Genomic DNA, 19,887 nt, shown 5'->3' with positions numbered 1-19,887 from the left:
GGAGAAAAGGTATTAGCTGGTCGTCGGGGGTGTCCGATGGCGGGAAGTGGTCGCTGGGCCGATCTGCCGGTCCTGGTGAAGGTGTTGTGCACGGTGCTGGTCGCCGCGTTGGCGGCGGCCGTCGCCGGCACCGTCGGCGTCGTCAAGCTGGGGGAGGTCGACGAGGCCGGTGGCGGCATCTTCGAGCGCAACCTGATCCCGGCCGTCCGGCTGGCCGACGTCGACGGCCTCTCCAACGAGGTCCGTTCGACCGTCCTGCGTCACGTCATCGCGACCGACGCGGCGGAGATGGCGGAGCGGGAGGAGGAGATCACCCGGTTCCGCGACGACTTGGACGCGGCGTGGGCCGAATACGTCACGTCCCCGGTGGCCGAGGGCGAGGCGGAGGTCCGCGAGCAGTTCGAGACCGCGCTCGCCGCGATGTACGCGGCCGCCGACGACAGGGTGCTGCCGGCGAGCCGTCAGATGCGGACCGCGGAGGTGACGAAGGCCGAGAACGAGGTCTTCGACCCGGCGTTCGACAAGGTCAGCGACGCGCTCGGCACGCTGGGGGAGATCCAGGAGCGGGAGGGTACGGCGAGCGCCGCCGCCGCCCAGGAGGCGTACCTGTCAGCGCGTACCCAACTGATCGTGATCCTGGTCGTCGGCATGGCGCTGGCGCTGGGGGCCGGCTTCTACGTGGCCCGGTCGATCAGCGCCGGGCTGGGCCGGGTGGTGACGGCGCTGCGCCGGGTGGAGCAGGGTGACCTGACGGCGACGGCCGACGTGCGGTCCAAGGACGAGGTGGGCCAGCTCGCCTCCGCCCTGAACACGACGACGGGCCGGCTGCGGTCGGTGATCGGCGGCGACATGTCGCGGACCGCGGTCAGCCTGTCGGCGGCGGCCGAGGAGCTGGCCGCGGTCGCCGCGCAACTGCAGGCGGGGGCGGGGGACGCGGCGACCAAGGCGACCCACGCGTCCCAGGCTTCCGAGGAGGTCAACGCGGGTGTCCAGTCGATCGCCGCGGGTGCCGACGAGATGAGCGCCTCGATCACCGAGATCGCCGCGAACGCGGGGCGGGCCGCCCAGGTGGCCACCAAGGCGATGTCGGTGGCCGAGCGGACCAACGCGCAGGTCGCCGAGCTGGGTGAGGCTAGCGCGGAGATCGGGGAGGTGGTCAAGCTGATCACGAGCATCGCCGAGCAGACGAACCTGCTGGCCCTGAACGCCACGATCGAGGCGGCGCGGGCCGGTGAGCTGGGCAAGGGGTTCGCCGTGGTGGCCGGTGAGGTCAAGGAGCTGGCGCAGCAGACCGCGAAGGCGACCGAGGAGATCACCGCCCGGATCGCGGCGATCCAGTCGTCCAGCGGCGCCGCGGCCACGGCGATCGCGGAGATCACCGAGGTGATCGGGCTGATCGGGGACTACACGACCACGATCGCGTCGGCCGTGGAGGAGCAGACCGCGACGACGGCTGAGATGAGCCGCTCGGTGGCGGAGGCGGCCGGCAACAGCGGCGACGTGGCGGCCACCGTCGGCGGGGTCGCGGACGTGGCGGCCGCCACCGCCGACGGTGCCCGGACCACCCAGCAGGCCGCGGACGAGTTGACCCGGCTGGCGTCGGACCTGACCGCGATCGTCGGGGGTTTCAGGCACTGACCGCGTCGACGGGATTGACGGCACCACTCGCGTCGTCGGGACTGACGGCACCACTCGCGTCGTCGGGACTGACGGCATCACCCGCGTCGTCGGCGGTGAACGCGGTCAGGATCTCCAGGATCCCGGTGGCGTCGACCGGGTGGGCCAGCAGGTAGCCCTGGGCGTACTCGCAGCCCAGCTCGGCCAGGACGGCCAGGTCGTCGCCGTCGTCGACGCCCTCGGCCAGCGAGGCCATGCCGAGCGCGTGCGCCATCCCGATCATGGCGTCGGCCAGGGCGCGGCGGGCCGGGTCGGCGGCGATCCCGTTCACCACCGTGTGGTCGATCTTGACGGTGTCCCAGGCGTGGTCGGCGACCCGGGCCATCGACGAGTACCCCGTGCCGAAGTCGTCGACGGCGATCTGCACGCCGGCGCGGCGCAGCGGGCCCAGAGCGGCCTCGACGGTCTCCGGCATGGCCAGGCCCATCTCGGTGAGCTCGAGGGTGAGCGCGGTCGCCGGGGACCCGACCCGGTCGAGGGCGGCGAGGACCACCTCGGCGGTGCCGGCGTCGAGCTGTCGCGGCGACAGGTTGACCGCGATCGGCACCCAGCGGCCGGTCCGGTTGAACCAGGTCCGCTGCTCGTGCAGGGACTGGTCGAGGACGAGCGCGAACAGCTGCCCGACCGTGCCGGTGGTCTCGGCGACACCGACGAACGCGGCCGGCGGCAGCACGCCCTCGACCGGGTGCTGCCAGCGGGCCAGGGCCTCGACCGAGCTGAGGCTGCCGTCGTCGACCCGGAACACCGGCTGGTAGACGCAGAACAGCTCGCCCGGGTGGGTGAGCGCCCGGCGGAAGTCGGCGTCCCGGCGCAGCCGCTCGGTGGCGTCGGTACGGCTCTGCACGTCGAAGCGGATCATCCGGCCCCGCCCGGCCGCCTTGGCCTGGTACATCGCGGTGTCGGCGTCCTGCAGCAGGGCCTCCGGGTCGGCGTTCAGCTCGTCGGTGGTGCGCAGTCCGATCGAGAGCGAGGCGAAGAACTCGCTGCCGTCGGCCAGGCGCATCGGCCGGCCCAGCTCGGCGGCCACCCGGTCGGCGACCACGACGGCCTCGTCCTCGCCGACCGACGGCATCAGGATGACGAACTCGTCGCCGCCGAGCCGGCAGGCCATGTCACCGGGGCGGACCGCGCCGCGCAGCCGTCCCGCGATGGCGACGAGCAGCTGGTCGCCCGCGTCGTGGCCGAGGCTGTCGTTGACGTTCTTGAAGTGGTCGAGGTCGCAGAAGAGCAGGCCGACCCGGGTCGTGCCGTCGGACGGCAGCGAGGCAAGGGCCAGGGCGAGCCGGTCCATCAGCAGGGGCCGGTTGGCCAGGCCGGTGAGCGCGTCGTGGCCGACCCGGCGGGCCAGGTCGTGGATCGGCGCGACCAGGCGCAGCGCGACCAGGGCCACCGTCGTCCAGGCGCCGATGACCAGCGGTGTGTCGGAGGCTGGCTCCCAGAGCAGGTGCAGGCTGGGCAGCAGCAGGGCGGCGCCGAAGAGGGTGAGCGCCCGGGTCACGGTGAGCGTGGTGACGCTCGACCGGCGGGGAGTGGTGTAGACCATCGACGGGTGCAGGCCGGCCGTGGCGATCAGGATCGGCATGGCCATCCAGCCGAGGTCGATCAGCCTGCCCTCGACGTACGTGCCGGTCAGCACCTGATGGGTGTAGAGGGCGTCGGACACGAACCAGGCGATCAGACCGCCGACCAGCCAGCGGACACCGGGCGCGCGCAACTCGACGCCGAGCGCCAGGGCGAGCGCGCAGTAGAGCACCACCAGGGTGCTGGCCGGGGCGGCGACCGCGACGGTCCGGGCGAGTGCCGTGCCGCCTTCGGTGACCAGCGGGTTCACCACGAGCAGCCAGGCGATGCTGGCGAACGGGGCGAGGATGACCGCCGAGTCGAGGAACGCGGTCCGGCCGGAGCGGGCGGCCAGCATCGCCGCGCCGGCCGCGATGGCCAGGTGGGCCGCGAGGTAGAGCACGTCGGCCGGGGACGGGAACGGCGGGTTCGTGCCGTGTGCCGCGTACCCGGCGAAGACGATGTCGCCGATTCCGGAGAGCGCGAGCCCCACCACGATGATCTGCCAGCCGCGCCGGCGTTGCGGCGCGTTACGGGTGAGGCCGATCCAGGTGGCGATCGGGGCGGTGCAGTTGAGCAGCACGTAGACCCAGCGGGTGACGGCGTTGAACGGGGTCAGCACATAGGCCGTGGCCGCCGCCGAGGCGAGCACCAGGTAGATCCACCACAGGTGGCGGAGGAACCCGCTCATTCGCATGCCGGACGTATCGGCCGCGTCGGAGCCCGAAGAAGGAGTTCAGGCCAGCGACTGCCAGGCGGTGATCAGGGACTGGCGGAAGCCGGCCGCCTGGTCCGCGGTCAGTTTCGTGATCATCCGGGTCTCCAGGTCACGGACCGGGGTGTCGACCGCCGCGAGCAGTGCCCGTCCCTCGCCGGTCAGGTGGATGAGCAGCTCGCGGCGATTGGCCGGGTTGCGTTCGCGGCGGATCAGGCCGCGGGTCTCCAGGGCGCGGACCAGGTCGGCGGTGGACTGGGCGGTGACGAACGAGTCACGGGCGAGCTGGGCCGCGGACAGGCCGTCGTGACGGTCCAGAACGGTGAGGGCCGTGTACTGCAGGGCGGTGATGCCATGCCCGCGCACCACCTCGTCAAGGCGGGCGCGCACCGCGAGTTCGAGCTGTTTCACGAGGTAGAGCAGTGATGGCATGGCTGGCAGATTACACCGTTGACAGGAAACCTGATCGTCCTACAGGATCGGAATCAACAGGATTCCTGATGATCGAGGCCGGAGCCCGGGAGTGTCGGGGGCGGCCGGAAAAGCGTGGGTCGACCCCGTACCCCGTCCGTGAGAGGTTGAAGAGTATGGATCTGACCGGCAGGGTGGCCGTCGTGACCGGCAGTGGTCGCGGGCTCGGCCTGGGCTACGCCAAGGCGCTCGCCGCGGCCGGCGCGTCCGTCGTCGTCAACGACGTGGACCAGGCCGTGGTCGACGCGGCGGTCGGCGAGATCGGCGGCGACACGGTCGGCGTCACGGCCGCCGTCGGCGACACCGCGAGCGCCGAGCAGTTGGTGAACGCGGCGGTCCAGGCGTTCGGCCGGCTCGACGTGCTGATCACCAACGCCGGCATCCTGCGCGACCGGGTGCTGTGGAAGATGACCGACGACGACTTCGACGACGTCGTCCGGGTGCACCTGCGGGGCACGTTCACCTGCGCCCGCGCCGCCGCGATCCGGATGCGCGAGCAGGGCGCCGGCGGACGGATCATCCTGATCGGCTCGCCGGCCGGGCAGCGCGGCAACTTCGGGCAGACCAACTACGCCGCGGCCAAGGCCGGGATCGCCGCGATGGCCCGCACCTGGGCGCTCGAACTGGCCCGTAGCGAGATCACCGTCAACGCCGTGATCCCGATCGCCGCCACCGAGATGACCAAGACGATCCCGGCGTTCGGGCCGGTCATCGAGGAGGCCGAGCGCACCGGAACGCCGTACCCGGCCTGGCTGCGTCATGACGAGGGCCTCGGTACGGTCGAGGACGTCACCGGCCTGATCACGTTCCTCGCCTCGGATGCGGCGAAGGGCATCACCGGTCAGGCGATCGGCATCGGCGGCGACAAGCTGGCCCTGTGGTCGCACCCGGCGGAGAAGGCGGTCCGCTACCGCGAGGGCGGCTGGCCCGGCGACGCGATCCAGGCCGAGTGGGACTTCGACCAGGAGACGTACGGCATCCCGGCGCCGAAGGAGCGATGATGGACGTTGCGCAGCTGGTCGCCATCGACGTGCACACGCACGCGGAAGTGAGCCGGGCCGGCCACAGCTCGCTGAGCCCCGAGCTGCTGGGCGCCTCCGCCGACTACTTCGGGGCGCACGGCCACCGCCAGCCGACCATCGACGAGACGGCCGCCTACTACCGCGAGCGCCGGATGGCGGCCGTCGTCTTCACCGTCGACGCCGAGCACGCCACCGGCCACCCGCGCATCGCCAACGAGGAGATCGCCGAGGACTGCGCGAGACACCCCGGCACGCTGATCCCGTTCGCGAGCATCGACCCGCACAAGGGGCGGGCCGGTGTCCGCGAGGCCCGCCGGCTGGTCGAGGAGTACGGCGTACGCGGCTTCAAGTTCCATCCCAGCATCCAGGGCTTCGGCCCCGACGACCGGCTCGCCTACCCGCTCTACGAGGCGATCGAGGAGCTGGGGGCGGTCGCCCTGTTCCACACCGGCCAGACCGGCATCGGCGCGCGGGTCCGCGGCGGTGGCGGGATACGCCTCAAGTACTCCAACCCGATGCTGGTCGACGACGTGGCCGTGGACTTCCCGGACCTGCGGATCATCCTGGCCCACCCGTCGTTCCCGTGGCAGGACGAGGCCCTGGCGGTCGCCACCCACAAGGAGCACGTGTACATCGACCTGTCCGGCTGGTCCCCGAAGTACTTCCCACCCCAGCTGGTCCGGTACGCGAACAGCCTGCTCCAGGACAAGGTGCTGTTCGGCTCGGACTACCCGGTGATCACCCCGGACCGCTGGCTCGCCGACTTCGAGAGACTCGACGTCAAGGACACGGTCCGTCCCAAGATCCTCAAAGAGAACGCCGCCCGCCTACTCGTGAAGGAGCCGAAATGACCACCACCGTGAACGGCCTCGACGGACTCAAGAGCCTGGCCGGCAAGGACCTCGGCCACAGTGGGTGGCTGGAGATCACCCAGGAGCGGGTGAACACGTTCGCCGACGCCACCGGCGACCACCAGTGGATCCACGTCGACGTCGAGCGGGCCAGGACCGGGCCGTTCGGCGCCCCGATCGCCCACGGCTACCTCACGCTGTCGCTGGTCATCCCGCTCTTCAGCGACCTGCTGCAGGTGGACGGCATCAAGCTGGGCGTCAACTACGGGCTGGAGAAGGTGCGGTTCCCCAGCCCGGTGAAGGTCGGCGCGCGGATCCGCCTGGCCGCGTCGGTGGTCAGCGTCGAGGACGTGGCCGGCAACGGCGTGCAGAGCACCTTCGACTTCACCGTCGAGGTCGAGGGCTCGGCCAAGCCCGCGTGCGTGGCCCGCCCGGTCTACCGCCACTACGCCTGATGCGCAACGCGGGGCTGGGCTCGTGGCCGGCGCGCCGGGCGGCCATGTCACCCGGCGCGACCGCCCTGATCTTCGCCGGCCGGCGTACGACGTACGCCGAACTGCATGAACGAATCTCGCGCCTGGCCGCGGCCCTGCGTGCCGCCGGGGTCACCTCCGGTGACCGCGTCGCCTACCTCGGCCCGAACCATCCGTCGTTCGTCGAGACGATGTTCGCGACGTGGATGCTCGGCGCGATCTTCGTGCCGCTCAACTTCCGGCTCAGCCCGCCGGAGATCGAGTACCAGTTGCGGCACAGCGGGGCGGCGGCGCTGATCTCGGCGACCCCGGTGGACGTCGACGTGGCGGTCCGGGTCTCCATCGACGATCTCGAGACCTTCACCGCGGCCGGGGAGCGGGTCGACGAGCCGGAGACCGGGCTCGACGACGTCGCCTGCATCCTCTACACCTCGGGGACCACCGGCCACCCCAAGGGCGCGATGCTCACCCACGGCAACATCATCTGGAACTGCTACAACCTGCTCGTCTGCGTCGACGTCGCCAGTGACGAGATGACCCTGGTCAGTGCGCCGCTCTTCCACGTGGCCGCGCTCAACCAGTGCCTGCTGCCGACGTTCCTCAAGGGCGGCACGTCGGTGATCATGCCGGGCTGGGACGTCGACGGCTGCTACGACGCGATCGCCGAGCACCGGATCACCTGGATGTTCGGCGTCTCGCAGATGTTCGCCGGCCTGTCCCAGTCGCCGCGCTGGGCGGACGCCGACCTGACCTCGGTGCGATGCCTGATGACCGGCGGCGCGCCCGTCCCGGAAGCGCTCATCCGTGCCTACCAGGAGCGCGGGCTGGCGTTCTGCCAGGGTTACGGCATGACCGAGACGTCGCCGGGCGCGACGTTCCTGGAGGCCCGGGAGAGCCGGGCGCACATCGGCTCGGCGGGCCTTCCGGTCTTCTTCGCGGACGTACGGGTGAGCCGCCCCGATCTCACGCCGGCCGATCCCGGCGAACCCGGTGAGGTGCTGGTGCGCGGCCCGAACGTGACTCCCGGCTACTGGAACGACCCGTCGGCGACCGCGGCGGCCCTGACCGACGGCTGGTTCCGCTCCGGTGACCTGGCGACCGTCGACGAGGCCGGCCACTTCCGGATCGTCGACCGCACCAAGGACATGTTCATCTCCGGCGGCGAGAACGTGTACCCGGCCGAGGTGGAGGCGGCCATCTTCGAGCACCCGGCGGTGGCCGAGGCCGCGGTCGTCGGCGTCCCCGACGAGACGTGGGGCGAGGTCGGCCGCGCGTTCGTCGTCCCCGCGCCCGGCGCGTCGCTGACCCCCGGCGACGTCCCGGAGTTCCTGTCCGGCCGGCTCGCCCGGTACAAGATCCCGGTCTACGTCGACGTGGTCGACGACCTGCCGCGCACCGGCTCCAACAAGGTTCGCAAGGGGCCGCTGCGCGCGTTGCCGCTGCCTAGTCCGGCCAGGCCGCGCTGACCAGCTTCGGCAGCACGGTGGCCGCCGTGCCGTACAGGTTGACGGCGGCGACCGCGTCCAGTGGCGTGGGCTGCGGGTTCACCTGGATCACCGTGCCGCCGAACATCGACGCCACCTTCGGGATCTCCGCCGCCGGGTAGACCACCCCCGACGTGCCGATCGTCAGCAGCACGTCGCAGTCGGTCGCGGCCTGCACCGCCTCCTCCAGGGCCTCCTCGGGCAGCGCCTCGCCGAACCACACCACACCGGGCCGGATCGCCCCACCGCACCCGCAGCGCGGCGGGGCCAGCCGGCGACCCTCCTCCGGCTCGTCGCAGGGACCCGGCTCCGCCGGCCTGGAGCAGGACGCGCAGCGCGGCGTGAACAGGCTGCCGTGCAGATGGACCGGCGCCCGCGAACCGGCGCGTTCGTGCAGGTCGTCGACGTTCTGAGTGACGACGACGGTGTGCGGGGCGCGGGCCTCGATCGCGGCGACCGCCACGTGCCCCGGGTTCGGGTCGACGCGCTGGATCAGGCTGCGGCGCCACTCGTACCAGCCCCACACCAGATCCGGGTCGTCCTCGAACGCCCGCGGGGTGGCCAGCGCCCGCGCATCGTACCGCTCCCAGAGGCCGGTCAGCGCGTCCCGGAACGTGGGCACCCCGCTCTCCGCCGAGATGCCCGCCCCGGTGAACACCACCACCCGCCGTGCCCCGGCCAGTGCCTTCGCCGCCTCACGCACGTCAACCATCGCTTCCCCCAGCCCGTGTCCACCCAGCACGGAAGAGTGTCCCAGAGTCCATTCCGCCGTTGGTTCGTTGAGCGGTCGAGTATGGAGGTAGCCGTTGTCGTCGTCGTCCCACCGGGAGAACGCCCGTCGCCGCCTGCGTCACGCGGGTGACCGGCTGCTGACCGCGGTCGGCGACTGGACCGCGCCCGGGGATCGGCCCGCGTTCTCCGACGACAGCCTGAGCACTCTGGTCCGCACGGTCACCGTGGTCGCGGCCGGCGTGTTCCTGATCGCCATGCTGATCATCTGGCTGGTGCGCTGAGCCCGCTCGCCGCTCGCCGCTCGCCGCCGACCGCAGTTCGGTGACCGGCCCCACCTCAGCGGGCGAACGGCGGTGACGGCTCCACCTGGGCCGGGCGGCGCGGGCCGCCGGCGGTGACGGCTCTATCTCAGGAGGTCGGCGCAGGCCGCCGGGTCGTCGGCGAACGGCAGGTGACCGCAACCCGCCAGGGTGACGTGGCGGGCCTGCGGGAGCTGCGCGCGGGCGCGGCGTGACTGGGTGAACGGCAGCACGGCGTCACGCGTGCCCCAGGCGATCGTGACCGGGATGGTCGTCTGCTCGTACTGCCAGGGTGGAAGGTCTGTGAAGGCGTCGCGTGCCGCGGCGAAGCCGGGCGCGGCAGCCAGGGCGCGTGCCGCGGACACCGCGTCCGCGGGGTCGAGGCGGCCGGGACGGGCGTAGAAGAGCGAGCAGAACGCGGCGCGGCCGGTCGAGGACGCCATGATCGCGGGAAGCCGGGCGTCGAGCCGGCCGGCCGCGATCCGGGCCGCGGTGACCACGCTCTGACACCAGCGGCGGCCCGCGCCCGACCAGAACCCGATCGGCGCGAACGCGGTGACCGCGCGGGCCCGGCCACGTCGGCCCAGCTCCAGGGCGATACCGCCGCCCAGCGAGCTGCCCGCCACCTCGGGGCTCGGGATGCCGAGCGTGTCCAGGAAGGACTCCACCTGATCGGCGAGGTGGGCGACCGAGCCCGCGCCCGGGGCGGGTGGCCAGAGTGGCGACTCCCCGAATCCGGGCAGGTCGAGCGCGATCACGTCGTGGCGCGGGGCCAGGTCGTCGAGGATCGGGTTCCACACCTGACGGTGGCTGCCCAGCCCGTGGATCAGCACCAGTGGCGGGCCGGATCCACGACGGTCGTACACCAGCTCGGTCATCAGTCTTTTATGAGACCGTTTCGCGCTTCGCGCAAGACCCGGGAGCATGTTGTTGACATGTCGCCAATAAGGGTGTGATGGTACGGCGATGTCGTACGACTACGACGTCCTCGTCATCGGCTCCGGGTTCGGTGGCAGCGTGACCGCGCTGCGCCTGACCGAGAAGGGCTATCACGTCGGCGTCCTCGAAGCCGGCCGCCGGTTCACCGACGAGCAGTTCGCCAAGACGTCCTGGCGGCTGCGCGACTACATCTGGGCGCCCGCGCTCGGCTGCTACGGCATCCTGCGCCTCACCCTCCTGAAAGACGTGATGATCATGTCCGGCGTAGGTGTCGGGGGTGGATCACTCGGCTACGCGTGCACCCTCTACGAGCCGCCCGACACGTTCTACGCCGACCCGCAGTGGTCCGGTGTGACCGACTGGAAGACCGAGCTCGCCCCCTACTACGACCAGGCCAAACGCATGCTCGGCGTGACGGTCAACCCGGTCCTGACCGCCTCCGACGACGCGCTGAAAGCGGTCGCCGTCGACATGGGGGTCGGGCACACCTTCCGGCCCACCCCGGTCGGCGTGCTGTTCGGCGACGAGCCGGGGGCACTGCGCAAGGACCCGTTCTTCGGCGGTGCCGGCCCTGACCGGCGCACCTGCACACTGTGCGGCTCCTGCATGACCGGCTGCCGCGGCAACGCCAAGAACACCCTGGTCAAGAACTATCTGTACCTGGCCGAGAAGGCCGGTGCGGTGGTTCACGAGCGGACCACGGTCCGTTCGGTGCGCCCCCTGCCGGACGGCGGTTACGCGGTGCACACCCGGGGACGGGTGTTCACGGCCACGCAGGTCGTCTTCTCCGGTGGCGCGCTCGGCACCCAGCGGCTGCTGCACCGGATGCGCGACCAGGGACACCTGCCGCACCTCTCGTCCCGGCTGGGCGAGCTCAGCCGTACCAACTCCGAATCGATCCTCGGCGCCCGCACCCGCCGCACCGACCGCGACTACACACACGGCGTCGCGATCACCTCGTCCATCCACCCGGACCCGGTCACCCACGTCGAGCCCGTCCGGTACGGACCCGGCAGCAACCTGCTGGCCCTGCTCGCCACCGTGCTCGTCGACGAGGGCCGCCCCGCTGGTGGCACGCCCTCAAGACGCTCGCCCGGGCCGGCCGTGACCTGCGGCTCTACACCTCACCGCGGAACTGGTCCAAGGAGACCATCGTCCTGCTGGCCATGCAGCCGCTCGACAACTCGATCACCGTGCACACCCGGCGCGGGCTGTTCGGGCGGCGGGTCACCAGCCGGCCCGGCATCGGCCGGCCCAACCCGGTGTGGGTGCCGGCCGCCCACGACGTGGCCCGGCGGGTCGCGGCCCAGATCGACGGGGTGCCGACCGGCGCGTTCACCGAGATCGTGAACCGGCCGGTCACCGGGCACTTCATCGGCGGCTGTGCGATCGGCGCCACCGCGGAGACGGGTGTCGTCGACCCGTACCACCGGCTCTTCGGCCATCCCGGCCTGCACGTCATCGACGGCTCGACGGTCGCCGCGAACCTCGGCGTCAACCCGTCGCTCACCATCACCGCCCTCGCCGAACGCGCGGTGGCGCTGTGGCCCAACGCGGGCGACGCCGATCCCCGGCCGGCTTCCGGCTACACGCCGGTCGCGCCGGTCGCGCCCCGGAACCCCGTCGTCCCACCGTCGGCGCCCGGCGCGCTGCGACTGACCATCGGAAGGCGACCGTGACCCGGATCGTGATCATCGGCGCCGGGTTCGGTGGGGTGGCGGCCGCCGTCGAGCTGCGCGACGCCGGATTCGACGACATCGTGATCCTGGAGAAGGCCGACCGGGCCGGCGGGGTGTGGCGCGACAACACGTACCCCGGCTGCGCCTGCGACGTGCCCGCCCCGCTCTACTCGTTCTCGTTCGCCCTCAACCCGGACTGGTCGCGGCGCTACCCGCCGCACGACGAGATCCTCGCCTACCTGCAGCGGGTCGCCGACGAGCAGGGGATCACGCCGCTCGTCCGGTTCGGCGCCGAGGTGGCCTCCGCCAACTGGGACGGCACCCGCTGGCGAATCACGCTGACCGGCGGCGAGACCGTCGACGCCGACGTGCTGATCCCCGCCGTCGGCCAGCTGTCCCGCCCGGCGATCCCGTCGCTGCCCGGCGCCGACACGTTCACCGGCGTCGCCGTCCACACCGCACACTGGACGCCCGACATCCCGATCGACGGCAGGCGGATCGCCGTGGTCGGCACCGGCGCCAGCGCCATCCAGCTGGTCCCCGCGATCGCCGGCAGAGCCGCCCACATCACCGTCTTCCAGCGCACCGCCCCGTGGACGGTCCCGAAACCCGACCGCCGCTACGGCCGGATCCGCCGCCTGCTGTCCCGCCGCCTCCCCGTGCTGATGCGCCTGTCGCGCGGCGCGACGTGGCTGCTCACGCTGGTGCCCGGCGCCGCCCTGCACGGCAACCGGCTGGTCAACGCGGGCGTCCGCGGCTACGCCTGGATCCAGCGCCGCTGGCAGGTCCGCGACCCCGCGTTGCTCGCCAAGGTCACCCCCGACGAGCCGATCGGCTGCAAACGGCTCCTGTTCACCAACGCGTGGCTGCCCACCCTCTCCCGCCCCGACGTCGACCTGGTCACCGAGAAGATCGTCACGATCACCCCGACGGGCGTACGCACCGCCGACGGTGCCGACCACCCGTGCGACGTCCTCGTCTACGGCACCGGTTTCGCCGCCACCGAGTTCCTCGTCCCGATCCGCGTCACCGGCCGCGACGGGCGCCCGCTGGCGGAGGAGTGGCGCGAGGGCGCCCACGCCTACCTGGGCCTGGCGGTCCCCGGCTTCCCCAACATGTTCCTGGTCTACGGCCCCAACACCAACACCGGCAACACCTCGGTCATCTACTTCCACGAGTCGCAGGCCCGATGGATAGCGCAGGCGGTGCGGTCGGTCGCCGCAGGCGACGATCTGGAGGTACGCCCGGACGTCGCCACCACCTACGACAGCGAGATCCAGTCCCGCTTGTCGACAAGCGTCTGGACGGCGTGCCAGTCCTGGTACCGAACCGCCACCGGCCGCATCGTGACGAACTGGCCGGGCAAAGCCACCGAATACCGCCGCCGAACCACAACCCTCGACCGCTCCGACTTCCTACCCCGCTGACCGGCCTATTCGGCCTGAAGCGACCAGTCGGCGTCGCCGTCCTTCACGGTCGCGTCGGAGTACAGGCCGGCGTTCGCCTTCGGCCAGCTCCCGCCCGGGAAGCTGGTCGGGTCGACGGCGTCACCGTGCATCGTGATCAGGGCGGTGGCCTGTGTGCCGAGGAATGTCGCCAGCGCGGTCACGGCTCCGGCGATGACCATGACGTTCACGGTGCCCTCCTCAACGAAGATCATCGCGCCGATCTCGGAGAAGATGACCGTTGCGAATGCTCCGGTGGCCGCGGTGCAGGCGATGATGAGCTTGGCGATCACAGCGGCCAGCACGATGTAGAAGGCGAGCCCGGCCGCCGCGCACATCGCGAGAGCGCCCGAGGCGTTTCCGGAGATGGAGCCCACCCGCGCCGCGGCAGCGGACTGAGCCTGCGTGAGGGCGAGGTAGGCGTCTCGGCCTTTGCCGGACCAGTCGGTGTCGTCGACGACGAGGTTCTGCGTGCCGAGATCGGTCGCCACCGCGTTGGCCGACCCTTTGAGGCTCATCCAGCGGTAGGCGTCGTAGAACATGACGACAGGCGCGGTCATGCCTTCAAGGAGGTCCCCGATGAAGGCGAGGATCTCTCGTCCCAGTTCCACCGTCTTCTGGCCGATCCATCTGATCATGTCGCCGATGGACGGGGGTACCCACCACTGACTCGCCGCACGGTCCGCTGCCGGCTCGACCTCGGCGAGTTGTGCCTCCAGCGTCCTGGTGCCGGACTCGATCTCGGCCATGACGGCCTCGTATTGGGCAAGGCTGAACTCCATGGCCGGCTCCTTTCAGTAGATGTTACGAATCCGGTGCTCGCCGGCGCGGTCCTCGGCCTCGTAGACGTCCGCGGCGCGACGGAGAGTGGCGGCGACCTCCGCCATGGCTGTCGCGCCCTCACTGCAGCGAGCCGAGACCGCGTTGATCACGTCGTTGTAGGCGCCGACCATGACCTGGAACAAGCCGGCCTCCACCCGGTTGAACTCGAATTCGGCAGCCGTGGCGCTCACGATGCGCAGCCTCTCTCCCTGGCTGTCCCACTGAACGGATTCCCTGCGGAGCGCTTCGCAGGCGATGTGGACCTCGCCGGAGGTCGGCTGGCTCATCGCTCCCCGCTCCCCGCCGGTTCGGTGCCGGTGCATGCGGTCAGTGCGGTCAGTGCCTCGCTGATGAGAGCGTCCGCCTCCAGCAGGCCCGGCCGCGGCGAGTCGAGGCGGCGACGGGCCCGCCGGAGCGCGTGCGAAAGGGCAGTGGCTATGTCGTCACCGCAACGGTGGCGTGCCCAGCCCTCGTCGATCACACATCCGGCAAGCCCACCGACCGACAGTCGCACGCTGACGCTTCCACTGTCGTTCGATCCTTCCACCTCGACGGGCCCCCTATCGGACGCGCTTCGCCGTGTGTCCTGGAGCAGGCGCAGGATCCGCTCGCCCATCTCCGGGTCCTCCGGGATGTGCCCCGTTCGCGGCTCCCGCGGTGGTGGCGAGGCCATCGGCATCGGGCGGCGCTCCGGCATCTCGTCGGCATCCCTTTGCCGCCGCCACCAGCCGCTCTCGTCCAGACGGTCACTCCAGGCCCGGTAGGCGCGCCGGACGGCGTCGGTGTTCGCGTCCATCACCGCGTCGGCGAGTGCATCGGCGTCGAGGCGGTCCTGCCACCTCTCGCGGATCTGGATCTGGAGGGGCACCCGATCCGGTCCGAGACGGATCCGTACACATTCGCTCTCGTCCACACCCGGTGCGCTCTCCGGAACTACACTGTGGGCCTCCGCGGCCAGTCGCCCCAGTTCCTCGGCGCGTTGCCGCAGTCGCTCCAGGCGCCGCTTCATCTCCGGCTGCATGACTCTCAACGCCCCCTACGCTCTGATCCGGCAGCCAGAACCGCCTGGCCGGTCAGGGCGAGCCCGACGGCGGCCTGGGCAGGCATGTACCCGACGATGCCTGTCGCGGCTCCGGAGGCGAAGAAGTAGTACGCCAGGACGGCCGCCGAGAACATGGCGAGGATCAGCAGGTAGCCGAGGGCCTTCCGGTAGCGCCAGGCTGTTCCCCGGAGCAGGGCCACCAGGCTGAAGGCGGAGAGAAGGATCGTCAGGCCGGCCAGAATGATGACTCCGACCCTTCCGAACGGGGTCGCGGCCGCATTGTCACTGTCCATGCTCACGGCCAAGGCGGCCGCACCCATCCCGCTCGCCGTCAGGGTGAAGAGCACCACCGAAGTGAGCGGTCCCACACGTGTGGCGTTGCCTGTCGATCTGTTCACGCCGTCGCCCCTCGTCCTCGCGGTGATTACACCGTCCACATCGGTACACACCTGGGGCCCTCGCCGGGTTCAGTGAGGGCGTGTGTCGTACCGCTGACACGCCGATGTGGCTCGTCCGCTTTCCATGATGGAAAGTTTGAGGCATACTTTCCATCATGGAAAGCAACTCGTCTCCGTCTTCGTCCTCCGTCGATGCCACTGACGCCCGGGCCGCGCTGCGGCTCGTGGCTGAGGCCAAGGCCCGTGCGGCCTCGCGTGCCGTCGCCCCCTGGTGGCTGCATGCCGGCCTCGGAGTCGTCTTCACCGTCGCGTTCGCGTCCATGAGCTTTCGCGGCATCATCGGCTCCACCGGGTTTCCGCTGGCCATGGCGGCGGCGGTGGGCCTGTTCCATGCGCTCCGGGTCAGGACCGGGCTCTCGTTCGACCGCTACACCGCGACACCGGGCACGCGTCGGCTGTCGCTGATCTGGCTTGCCGGGCTGCTGGTGATCAGCGTTTCCGGCATGGTGCTGGAGTGGGGCTTCGCCGTCCGCTGGTCGCTGGTGGTCGCCGGGGTCCTGATCGGCCTGATGACCGTGGTGCTCAGCCCGGCGATCGACCGGGCGCTGCGCCGCGAATCCGGGGCGGCGTGACGGTGGGCCGCTTCAACGAGCTGATCCACGCGCCCAACCGTCTGCAGATCTGTGCCGTGCTGGCCGGTGTCGAGGCCGCCGAGTTCTCGGCTCTCCGTCAGCTGCTCGATGTCAGCGACTCGGTGCTGAGCAAGCACATCAAGGTGCTGCAGGAGGCGCACTACGTCACCGTGCGAAAGTCGGCGCAGGGCCCGCGGACGACCTGGCTGGAGCTGACTCCGCTCGGCCGGGACGAGCTCACCGCGCACCTGGAGGAGCTGCGGCGCATCGCCGACCAGGCGTCACCCGCCGTCAAGCCCGCCTGACCACCCCGGCACGAGTGGGATCAGGCCGAGGCGAGACCGGCCCGGGGCCCAGACAGCCCCGGGCCGGGCGGAGGCCGCACGGCCGTCAGATGACTCCGGCAGGGCGCGGATCACGCCGGGGTGAGCGGGGCCGTCGGGATGCCGGGCGGCGCGATCACACCGGGTGAGCGGGGCTGTCGGGATGCCGGGCAAGGGGATCACGCCGGGGTGAGTAGGGGCGTCGGGATGCCGGGCAGGGTGGGGATCACGTCGGGGGGCTGGGGGCGGTTGAGGCCGAAACCCTGCAGCAGGTCGACGCCGGCGGCGGTCAGGTCGCGGGCGGTGGGCTCGTCCTCGACTCCCTCGGCGACGACGGTCAGGCCCAGGGCCTTCGCTATCGCGATCACCGAGTCGATGATCGTGGCGTGCGCCGGCGAGTCGTGCATGCGCATGACGAAGGAGCGGTCGATCTTCAGCTCGTCGATCGGGAGCTGGGGGAGCAGGCCCAGGGACGTGTAGCCGGTGCCGAAGTCGTCGATGGCCACCCGGATGCCGCGGGCGCGCAGCTGGGCCAGCTGGGCGGCCACCTGCTCCTGGTTGGTGAGCACCGCGGTCTCGGTGATCTCGACGGTGAGCATGGTGGCGGGCACCTGCTCCAGGTCGAGGAGGGTGAGGATGGTCCCGACAGCGCGGTCCTGGGCCAGGTAGGCGGGTGGCAGGTTGACCGACACCGGCAGGTGGTGGCCCTGCGCGTGCCAGACGGCGGCCTGGCGCAGTGCCTCGGCCAGCACCCAGTCGGTGAGCTCCAGGATGACGTCGGAGCGTTCCGCGTCGGGCAGGAAGACGCCCGGCGGCAGCAGGCCGCGCTGCGGGTGCTGCCAGCGGACCAGCGCCTCGACGCCGTGCATGACACGGCTGCCGGCGTCGTGCAGCGGCTGGTAATGCAGGCGCAGGTGGCCGGCGCGCAGACCGGTACGCAGCTCGGTGAGCTGCCGCAGGTCGACGCGCTGGTTGGTGTCGAGCTTCGGGGTCCACTCGACGACGCCGGTGCGCTCGTGTTTGGCACGGCGCATGGCGGCGGCGGCCCGGCGCATCAGCACCGTGACGTCGTGGTGGTCGGCGTGGCTGATGCCGATGCTGGCCTCGACGCTGATCGGGAGGCCGTCGACCGGGTGCGGGCCGCGGATGCCGGCGGCCAGGCGGCGGCCGACGCTGTGCACGGTCTGTCCGGGCGGCAACTCGGAGAGCAGCACCACGAACTGGTCGCCGTCGAGCCGGGCGGCCACGTTGCCGGCGCCGCGGGTGGTGCCGAGCGCGGTCGCGACCCGGTGCAGCAGGGTGTCGGCGCCGTGGTGGCCGAGCACGTCGTTGGCGTCCTGGAAACGGTCCAGCCCCAGGTGGACGACGGCGATCAGGTGCCCGGCGTCGAGGCGGCGCTGGCCCTCGGCCTGGATGGTGGCCCGGTTCGGCAGGCCGGTCAGCGGGTCGGTGCGCGACAGCCTCGCGAACCGCCCGGCCATGGCGGCGAGCAGGTCGACGATCGGCGCGATCCCGTACCGGCCGTCCGGCCAGGACACCAGGACCGGCTCCTCGCGTTCGGTGGCCGGGCGGGCCAGCGCGGCCTCGGCGGCCACGTCGATGTCGGTGTCGGCGGGCAGCCGCAGACCGCCGGTGACGGTGCCGGCCAGATCCCCGGTGGTCGGCCCGGCCGCGCGCGCCCGGTCGATCGTGGCCCGGCTGAGCAGCAGGTAGCCGTCATCGGAGGCGACGATCACGCCGGGGGCGATGCTGTCGGCGGCGAGCGCGGCCTCGATCTCGGCGATCGGGGTGGTGACGGGCAGGGGGAGCATCGGGATGCCGATCTCCCCGAGTTTGCGGGGCAGGCGAGGGCCGCTGGGCGCGGTCACGCCGGTCCGTCCAGGTGGAAGCAGGTGATGCCGATCTCGTCGGCGCCGCGCGGGCGCAGCCGGACGAGCAGGCGGCCGTCGTGTCCGCCGAGGATGCCGTCGGCCCGTTCGCGGCGCAGCGCGGACCGCCACAGGTCGAACAGGGCTTCCTGATCCTTCCCGGTCACCAGCTGGGCGAGGACGCCGGCCGGCTCGGGACCGGCCGGCACGGTGACGGACAGGACGGCGAGGCGGTCGACCAGGTCGGCCAGGTCGTTGCGGGCGGCTTCCAGGTCGAGCTCGGTGTGGCGTTCCCGGGTGCGGTCGAGCAGCATGCCGTCCCAGACGACGGCGCCGCCGGCGTCCCGGTGCGGCCGGGAGACGCCGTACAGCCAGCGCCGGGAGCCGTCGGGCCGGATCACGCTGCCGCGCCAGTGCCACGGCTCGAGGGTCCGGGCCGACTCGGCGACGCTGACGGCGAAGCCCTCCCGGTCCTCCTCGACGATCATGTCGAGGATCCGCTGCGCCGACGCGACGAGGTCCGCGGGGTCGAGCCGGAAGATGTCCCGGCAGCCGTCCGACACGAAGGTGAACGACGGCTCGCCGGACGCTTCCACCCGGTACTGGTAGAGCATGCCGGGCGCGTTGTTGACGGTGTTCCAGAACCGCTGCTCGCCGGCGGCGATGACGGCCTCGTCGCGGCGCCGCCGGGTGTCGTCGATGGCGATCGTGCACACCCCGTAGACGGAGCCGTCCGGGTCGGTCAGGGGGACGCGGGTGACCACGTACTGGCGGATCTCGTCACCGAACGGGAGCTCCTCCAGCACGGTCTTGGCGGCGCCGGACGCGATCACCTCCTCGTCGTGGCCGCGGCCGACGGCGGCGACCGAGGCGGACACCAGGTCGGCCTCGGCCCGGCCCACCATGTCGGCCGCGGTGACCTGGAAGACGCGCTCGTACTCGCCGTTGACGAACAGGTAGCGGCCGTCCAGGTCCTTCGCCGAGATCATCGCCGTGGTGTGCTGCAGGATCGCGGTGATCAGGGTGTGGCTGCGCTGCAGCTCCTGCTGGGCCCGGTGCACGTCGGTCTGGTCCGAGATGAACGCGAAGAACCCCTCGTCGCCGAGCGCGTCGACGGTCATCGAGATGCGCAGCTCGGAGCCGTCCCGGTGGACGGCCGGGACCTCGATCGGGTGGCCCAGGCCGCCGCTGTCGCCGCCGACCAGCCGCCGGGCGAACCCGGCGCTGTGGGCGGACCGCAGCGGCGCCGGGATGATCGTGTCCGCGAGGCGCCGGCCGACGATCTCGTCACGGGTCCAGCCGAAGAGCTTCCGGGCGGCCGGGTTCCAGTCCCGGATCACCCCGGAGCGGTCGATATGGATGAAGGCCTGGGCCGACGCGTCCACGGCACGGTCCCGGAGGCCGGCCGCCGGCGGGGCGGTGATCTGGGGGGCTTCGACGGTGAACACGCCCCGC

The 19,887-nt window shown here is 71.7% G+C and carries 19 protein-coding genes and 1 pseudogene; 10 read left to right on the top strand and 10 right to left on the bottom strand.

The window, feature by feature from the left end; genetic code table 11:
• Window positions 1–36 precede the first annotated feature (36 nt).
• Window positions 37–1,638, top strand: a complete 1,602-nt coding sequence (locus ACQPZW_RS36790) for a HAMP domain-containing methyl-accepting chemotaxis protein (protein ID WP_433790610.1) — start codon at window positions 37–39, stop codon at window positions 1,636–1,638.
• On the opposite strand, the gene ACQPZW_RS36785 is transcribed toward ACQPZW_RS36790, so the two are convergent.
• Window positions 1,628–3,928: a putative bifunctional diguanylate cyclase/phosphodiesterase gene (locus ACQPZW_RS36785; RefSeq protein WP_433790609.1), complete on the bottom strand. Its 2,301-nt coding sequence runs from the start codon at window positions 3,926–3,928 to the stop codon at window positions 1,628–1,630. The two genes, ACQPZW_RS36790 and ACQPZW_RS36785, sit on opposite strands and share 11 nt — an antisense overlap.
• A gap of 45 nt (window positions 3,929–3,973) precedes the next feature.
• On the bottom strand, window positions 3,974–4,384 hold the full coding sequence (locus tag ACQPZW_RS36780) for a MarR family winged helix-turn-helix transcriptional regulator (protein ID WP_433790608.1): 411 nt from the start codon (window positions 4,382–4,384) through the stop codon (window positions 3,974–3,976).
• Window positions 4,385–4,539: 155 nt separating this feature from the next.
• Here ACQPZW_RS36780 and ACQPZW_RS36775 point away from each other — a divergent pair, with 155 nt between their 5' ends.
• The 4 genes from ACQPZW_RS36775 to ACQPZW_RS36760 are packed head-to-tail and all read left to right on the top strand — an operon-like array spanning window position 4,540 to window position 8,235.
• Window positions 4,540–5,424 carry an SDR family oxidoreductase gene (locus ACQPZW_RS36775; protein ID WP_433790607.1) on the top strand — a complete coding sequence of 295 codons (885 nt, stop codon included), beginning with the start codon at window positions 4,540–4,542 and terminating at the stop codon, window positions 5,422–5,424.
• A complete protein-coding gene (locus ACQPZW_RS36770) occupies window positions 5,424–6,296 on the top strand; it encodes an amidohydrolase family protein (RefSeq protein ID WP_433790606.1) in 873 nt (290 codons plus the stop codon). Before ACQPZW_RS36775 ends, ACQPZW_RS36770 begins: the two co-directional genes overlap by 1 nt.
• Window positions 6,293–6,751 (top strand): MaoC family dehydratase, encoded by a 459-nt coding sequence (locus ACQPZW_RS36765; RefSeq protein WP_433790605.1) that lies wholly within the window; start codon window positions 6,293–6,295, stop codon window positions 6,749–6,751. The genes ACQPZW_RS36770 and ACQPZW_RS36765 overlap by 4 nt, the downstream gene beginning before the upstream one ends.
• On the top strand, window positions 6,751–8,235 hold the full coding sequence (locus tag ACQPZW_RS36760) for an acyl-CoA synthetase (RefSeq protein WP_433790604.1): 1,485 nt from the start codon (window positions 6,751–6,753) through the stop codon (window positions 8,233–8,235). The genes ACQPZW_RS36765 and ACQPZW_RS36760 overlap by 1 nt, the downstream gene beginning before the upstream one ends.
• Here ACQPZW_RS36760 and ACQPZW_RS36755 read toward each other — a convergent pair.
• Window positions 8,213–8,965 carry an SIR2 family NAD-dependent protein deacylase gene (locus ACQPZW_RS36755; protein ID WP_433790603.1) on the bottom strand — a complete coding sequence of 251 codons (753 nt, stop codon included), beginning with the start codon at window positions 8,963–8,965 and terminating at the stop codon, window positions 8,213–8,215. The two genes, ACQPZW_RS36760 and ACQPZW_RS36755, sit on opposite strands and share 23 nt — an antisense overlap.
• Before the next feature lie 94 nt (window positions 8,966–9,059).
• Between ACQPZW_RS36755 and ACQPZW_RS36750 the strand changes: the two genes are divergently transcribed.
• On the top strand, window positions 9,060–9,266 hold the full coding sequence (locus ACQPZW_RS36750) for a hypothetical protein (RefSeq protein ID WP_433790602.1): 207 nt from the start codon (window positions 9,060–9,062) through the stop codon (window positions 9,264–9,266).
• 122 nt (window positions 9,267–9,388) lie between these two features.
• On the opposite strand, the gene ACQPZW_RS36745 is transcribed toward ACQPZW_RS36750, so the two are convergent.
• Window positions 9,389–10,162 carry an alpha/beta fold hydrolase gene (locus ACQPZW_RS36745; protein WP_433790601.1) on the bottom strand — a complete coding sequence of 258 codons (774 nt, stop codon included), beginning with the start codon at window positions 10,160–10,162 and terminating at the stop codon, window positions 9,389–9,391.
• Between the two features lie 88 nt (window positions 10,163–10,250).
• Here ACQPZW_RS36745 and ACQPZW_RS36740 point away from each other — a divergent pair.
• Window positions 10,251–11,902: pseudogene (locus tag ACQPZW_RS36740) on the top strand (GMC oxidoreductase).
• Window positions 11,899–13,329 carry a flavin-containing monooxygenase gene (locus tag ACQPZW_RS36735; RefSeq protein ID WP_433790600.1) on the top strand — a complete coding sequence of 477 codons (1,431 nt, stop codon included), beginning with the start codon at window positions 11,899–11,901 and terminating at the stop codon, window positions 13,327–13,329. Before ACQPZW_RS36740 ends, ACQPZW_RS36735 begins: the two are co-directional and overlap by 4 nt.
• Before the next feature lie 5 nt (window positions 13,330–13,334).
• Here the strand turns inward: ACQPZW_RS36735 and ACQPZW_RS36730 are convergent, their stop codons facing one another.
• Genes ACQPZW_RS36730 through ACQPZW_RS36715 form a run of 4 tightly spaced genes read right to left on the bottom strand, consistent with a single transcriptional unit; the run spans window position 13,335 to window position 15,609 of the window.
• Window positions 13,335–14,129 (bottom strand): hypothetical protein, encoded by a 795-nt coding sequence (locus ACQPZW_RS36730; protein ID WP_433790599.1) that lies wholly within the window; start codon window positions 14,127–14,129, stop codon window positions 13,335–13,337.
• A gap of 12 nt (window positions 14,130–14,141) precedes the next feature.
• Complete coding sequence (locus ACQPZW_RS36725; protein ID WP_433790598.1) at window positions 14,142–14,456, bottom strand: type VII secretion target; 315 nt, start codon at window positions 14,454–14,456, stop codon at window positions 14,142–14,144.
• Entirely contained in the window at window positions 14,453–15,178 is a 726-nt protein-coding gene (locus ACQPZW_RS36720; RefSeq protein ID WP_433790597.1) for a hypothetical protein, read from the bottom strand. The genes ACQPZW_RS36725 and ACQPZW_RS36720 overlap by 4 nt, the downstream gene beginning before the upstream one ends.
• A 17-nt stretch (window positions 15,179–15,195) precedes the next feature.
• Window positions 15,196–15,609, bottom strand: coding sequence for a hypothetical protein (locus ACQPZW_RS36715; protein WP_433790596.1), 414 nt, complete (start codon window positions 15,607–15,609; stop codon window positions 15,196–15,198).
• 155 nt (window positions 15,610–15,764) lie between these two features.
• Between ACQPZW_RS36715 and ACQPZW_RS36710 the strand changes: the two genes are divergently transcribed.
• Both ACQPZW_RS36710 and ACQPZW_RS36705 read left to right on the top strand, forming a co-directional pair.
• On the top strand, window positions 15,765–16,241 hold the full coding sequence (locus ACQPZW_RS36710) for a hypothetical protein (RefSeq protein WP_433790595.1): 477 nt from the start codon (window positions 15,765–15,767) through the stop codon (window positions 16,239–16,241).
• A complete protein-coding gene (locus ACQPZW_RS36705) occupies window positions 16,238–16,546 on the top strand; it encodes a transcriptional regulator (protein ID WP_433790594.1) in 309 nt (102 codons plus the stop codon). Before ACQPZW_RS36710 ends, ACQPZW_RS36705 begins: the two co-directional genes overlap by 4 nt.
• Window positions 16,547–16,743: 197 nt before the next feature.
• Here ACQPZW_RS36705 and ACQPZW_RS36700 read toward each other — a convergent pair whose 3' ends face one another.
• Window positions 16,744–18,432 carry a putative bifunctional diguanylate cyclase/phosphodiesterase gene (locus ACQPZW_RS36700; RefSeq protein WP_433790593.1) on the bottom strand — a complete coding sequence of 563 codons (1,689 nt, stop codon included), beginning with the start codon at window positions 18,430–18,432 and terminating at the stop codon, window positions 16,744–16,746.
• On the bottom strand, window positions 18,429–19,880 hold the full coding sequence (locus ACQPZW_RS36695; protein WP_433790592.1) for a PAS domain-containing protein: 1,452 nt from the start codon (window positions 19,878–19,880) through the stop codon (window positions 18,429–18,431). The genes ACQPZW_RS36700 and ACQPZW_RS36695 overlap by 4 nt, the downstream gene beginning before the upstream one ends.
• Window positions 19,881–19,887: the final 7 nt, after the last annotated feature.

It is taken from the genome of Actinoplanes sp. CA-252034 (assembly GCF_050956125.1).
Taxonomy (GTDB): domain Bacteria; phylum Actinomycetota; class Actinomycetes; order Mycobacteriales; family Micromonosporaceae; genus Actinoplanes.
The sequence above is the reverse complement of the archived record's forward strand: the minus strand, read 5'-3'. Positions and strand labels throughout refer to the sequence as shown.

Coding starts and splice junctions, on each gene's coding strand:
- ACQPZW_RS36790 (WP_433790610.1), top strand. CDS start 37: ATGGCGGGAAGTGGTCGCTGGGCCGATCTGCCGGTCCTGGTGAAGGTG.
- ACQPZW_RS36785 (WP_433790609.1), bottom strand. CDS start 3,928: ATGAGCGGGTTCCTCCGCCACCTGTGGTGGATCTACCTGGTGCTCGCC.
- ACQPZW_RS36780 (WP_433790608.1), bottom strand. CDS start 4,384: ATGCCATCACTGCTCTACCTCGTGAAACAGCTCGAACTCGCGGTGCGC.
- ACQPZW_RS36775 (WP_433790607.1), top strand. CDS start 4,540: ATGGATCTGACCGGCAGGGTGGCCGTCGTGACCGGCAGTGGTCGCGGG.
- ACQPZW_RS36770 (WP_433790606.1), top strand. CDS start 5,424: ATGGACGTTGCGCAGCTGGTCGCCATCGACGTGCACACGCACGCGGAA.
- ACQPZW_RS36765 (WP_433790605.1), top strand. CDS start 6,293: ATGACCACCACCGTGAACGGCCTCGACGGACTCAAGAGCCTGGCCGGC.
- ACQPZW_RS36760 (WP_433790604.1), top strand. CDS start 6,751: ATGCGCAACGCGGGGCTGGGCTCGTGGCCGGCGCGCCGGGCGGCCATG.
- ACQPZW_RS36755 (WP_433790603.1), bottom strand. CDS start 8,965: ATGGTTGACGTGCGTGAGGCGGCGAAGGCACTGGCCGGGGCACGGCGG.
- ACQPZW_RS36745 (WP_433790601.1), bottom strand. CDS start 10,162: ATGACCGAGCTGGTGTACGACCGTCGTGGATCCGGCCCGCCACTGGTG.
- ACQPZW_RS36730 (WP_433790599.1), bottom strand. CDS start 14,129: ATGGAGTTCAGCCTTGCCCAATACGAGGCCGTCATGGCCGAGATCGAG.
- ACQPZW_RS36725 (WP_433790598.1), bottom strand. CDS start 14,456: ATGAGCCAGCCGACCTCCGGCGAGGTCCACATCGCCTGCGAAGCGCTC.
- ACQPZW_RS36720 (WP_433790597.1), bottom strand. CDS start 15,178: ATGAAGCGGCGCCTGGAGCGACTGCGGCAACGCGCCGAGGAACTGGGG.
- ACQPZW_RS36710 (WP_433790595.1), top strand. CDS start 15,765: ATGGAAAGCAACTCGTCTCCGTCTTCGTCCTCCGTCGATGCCACTGAC.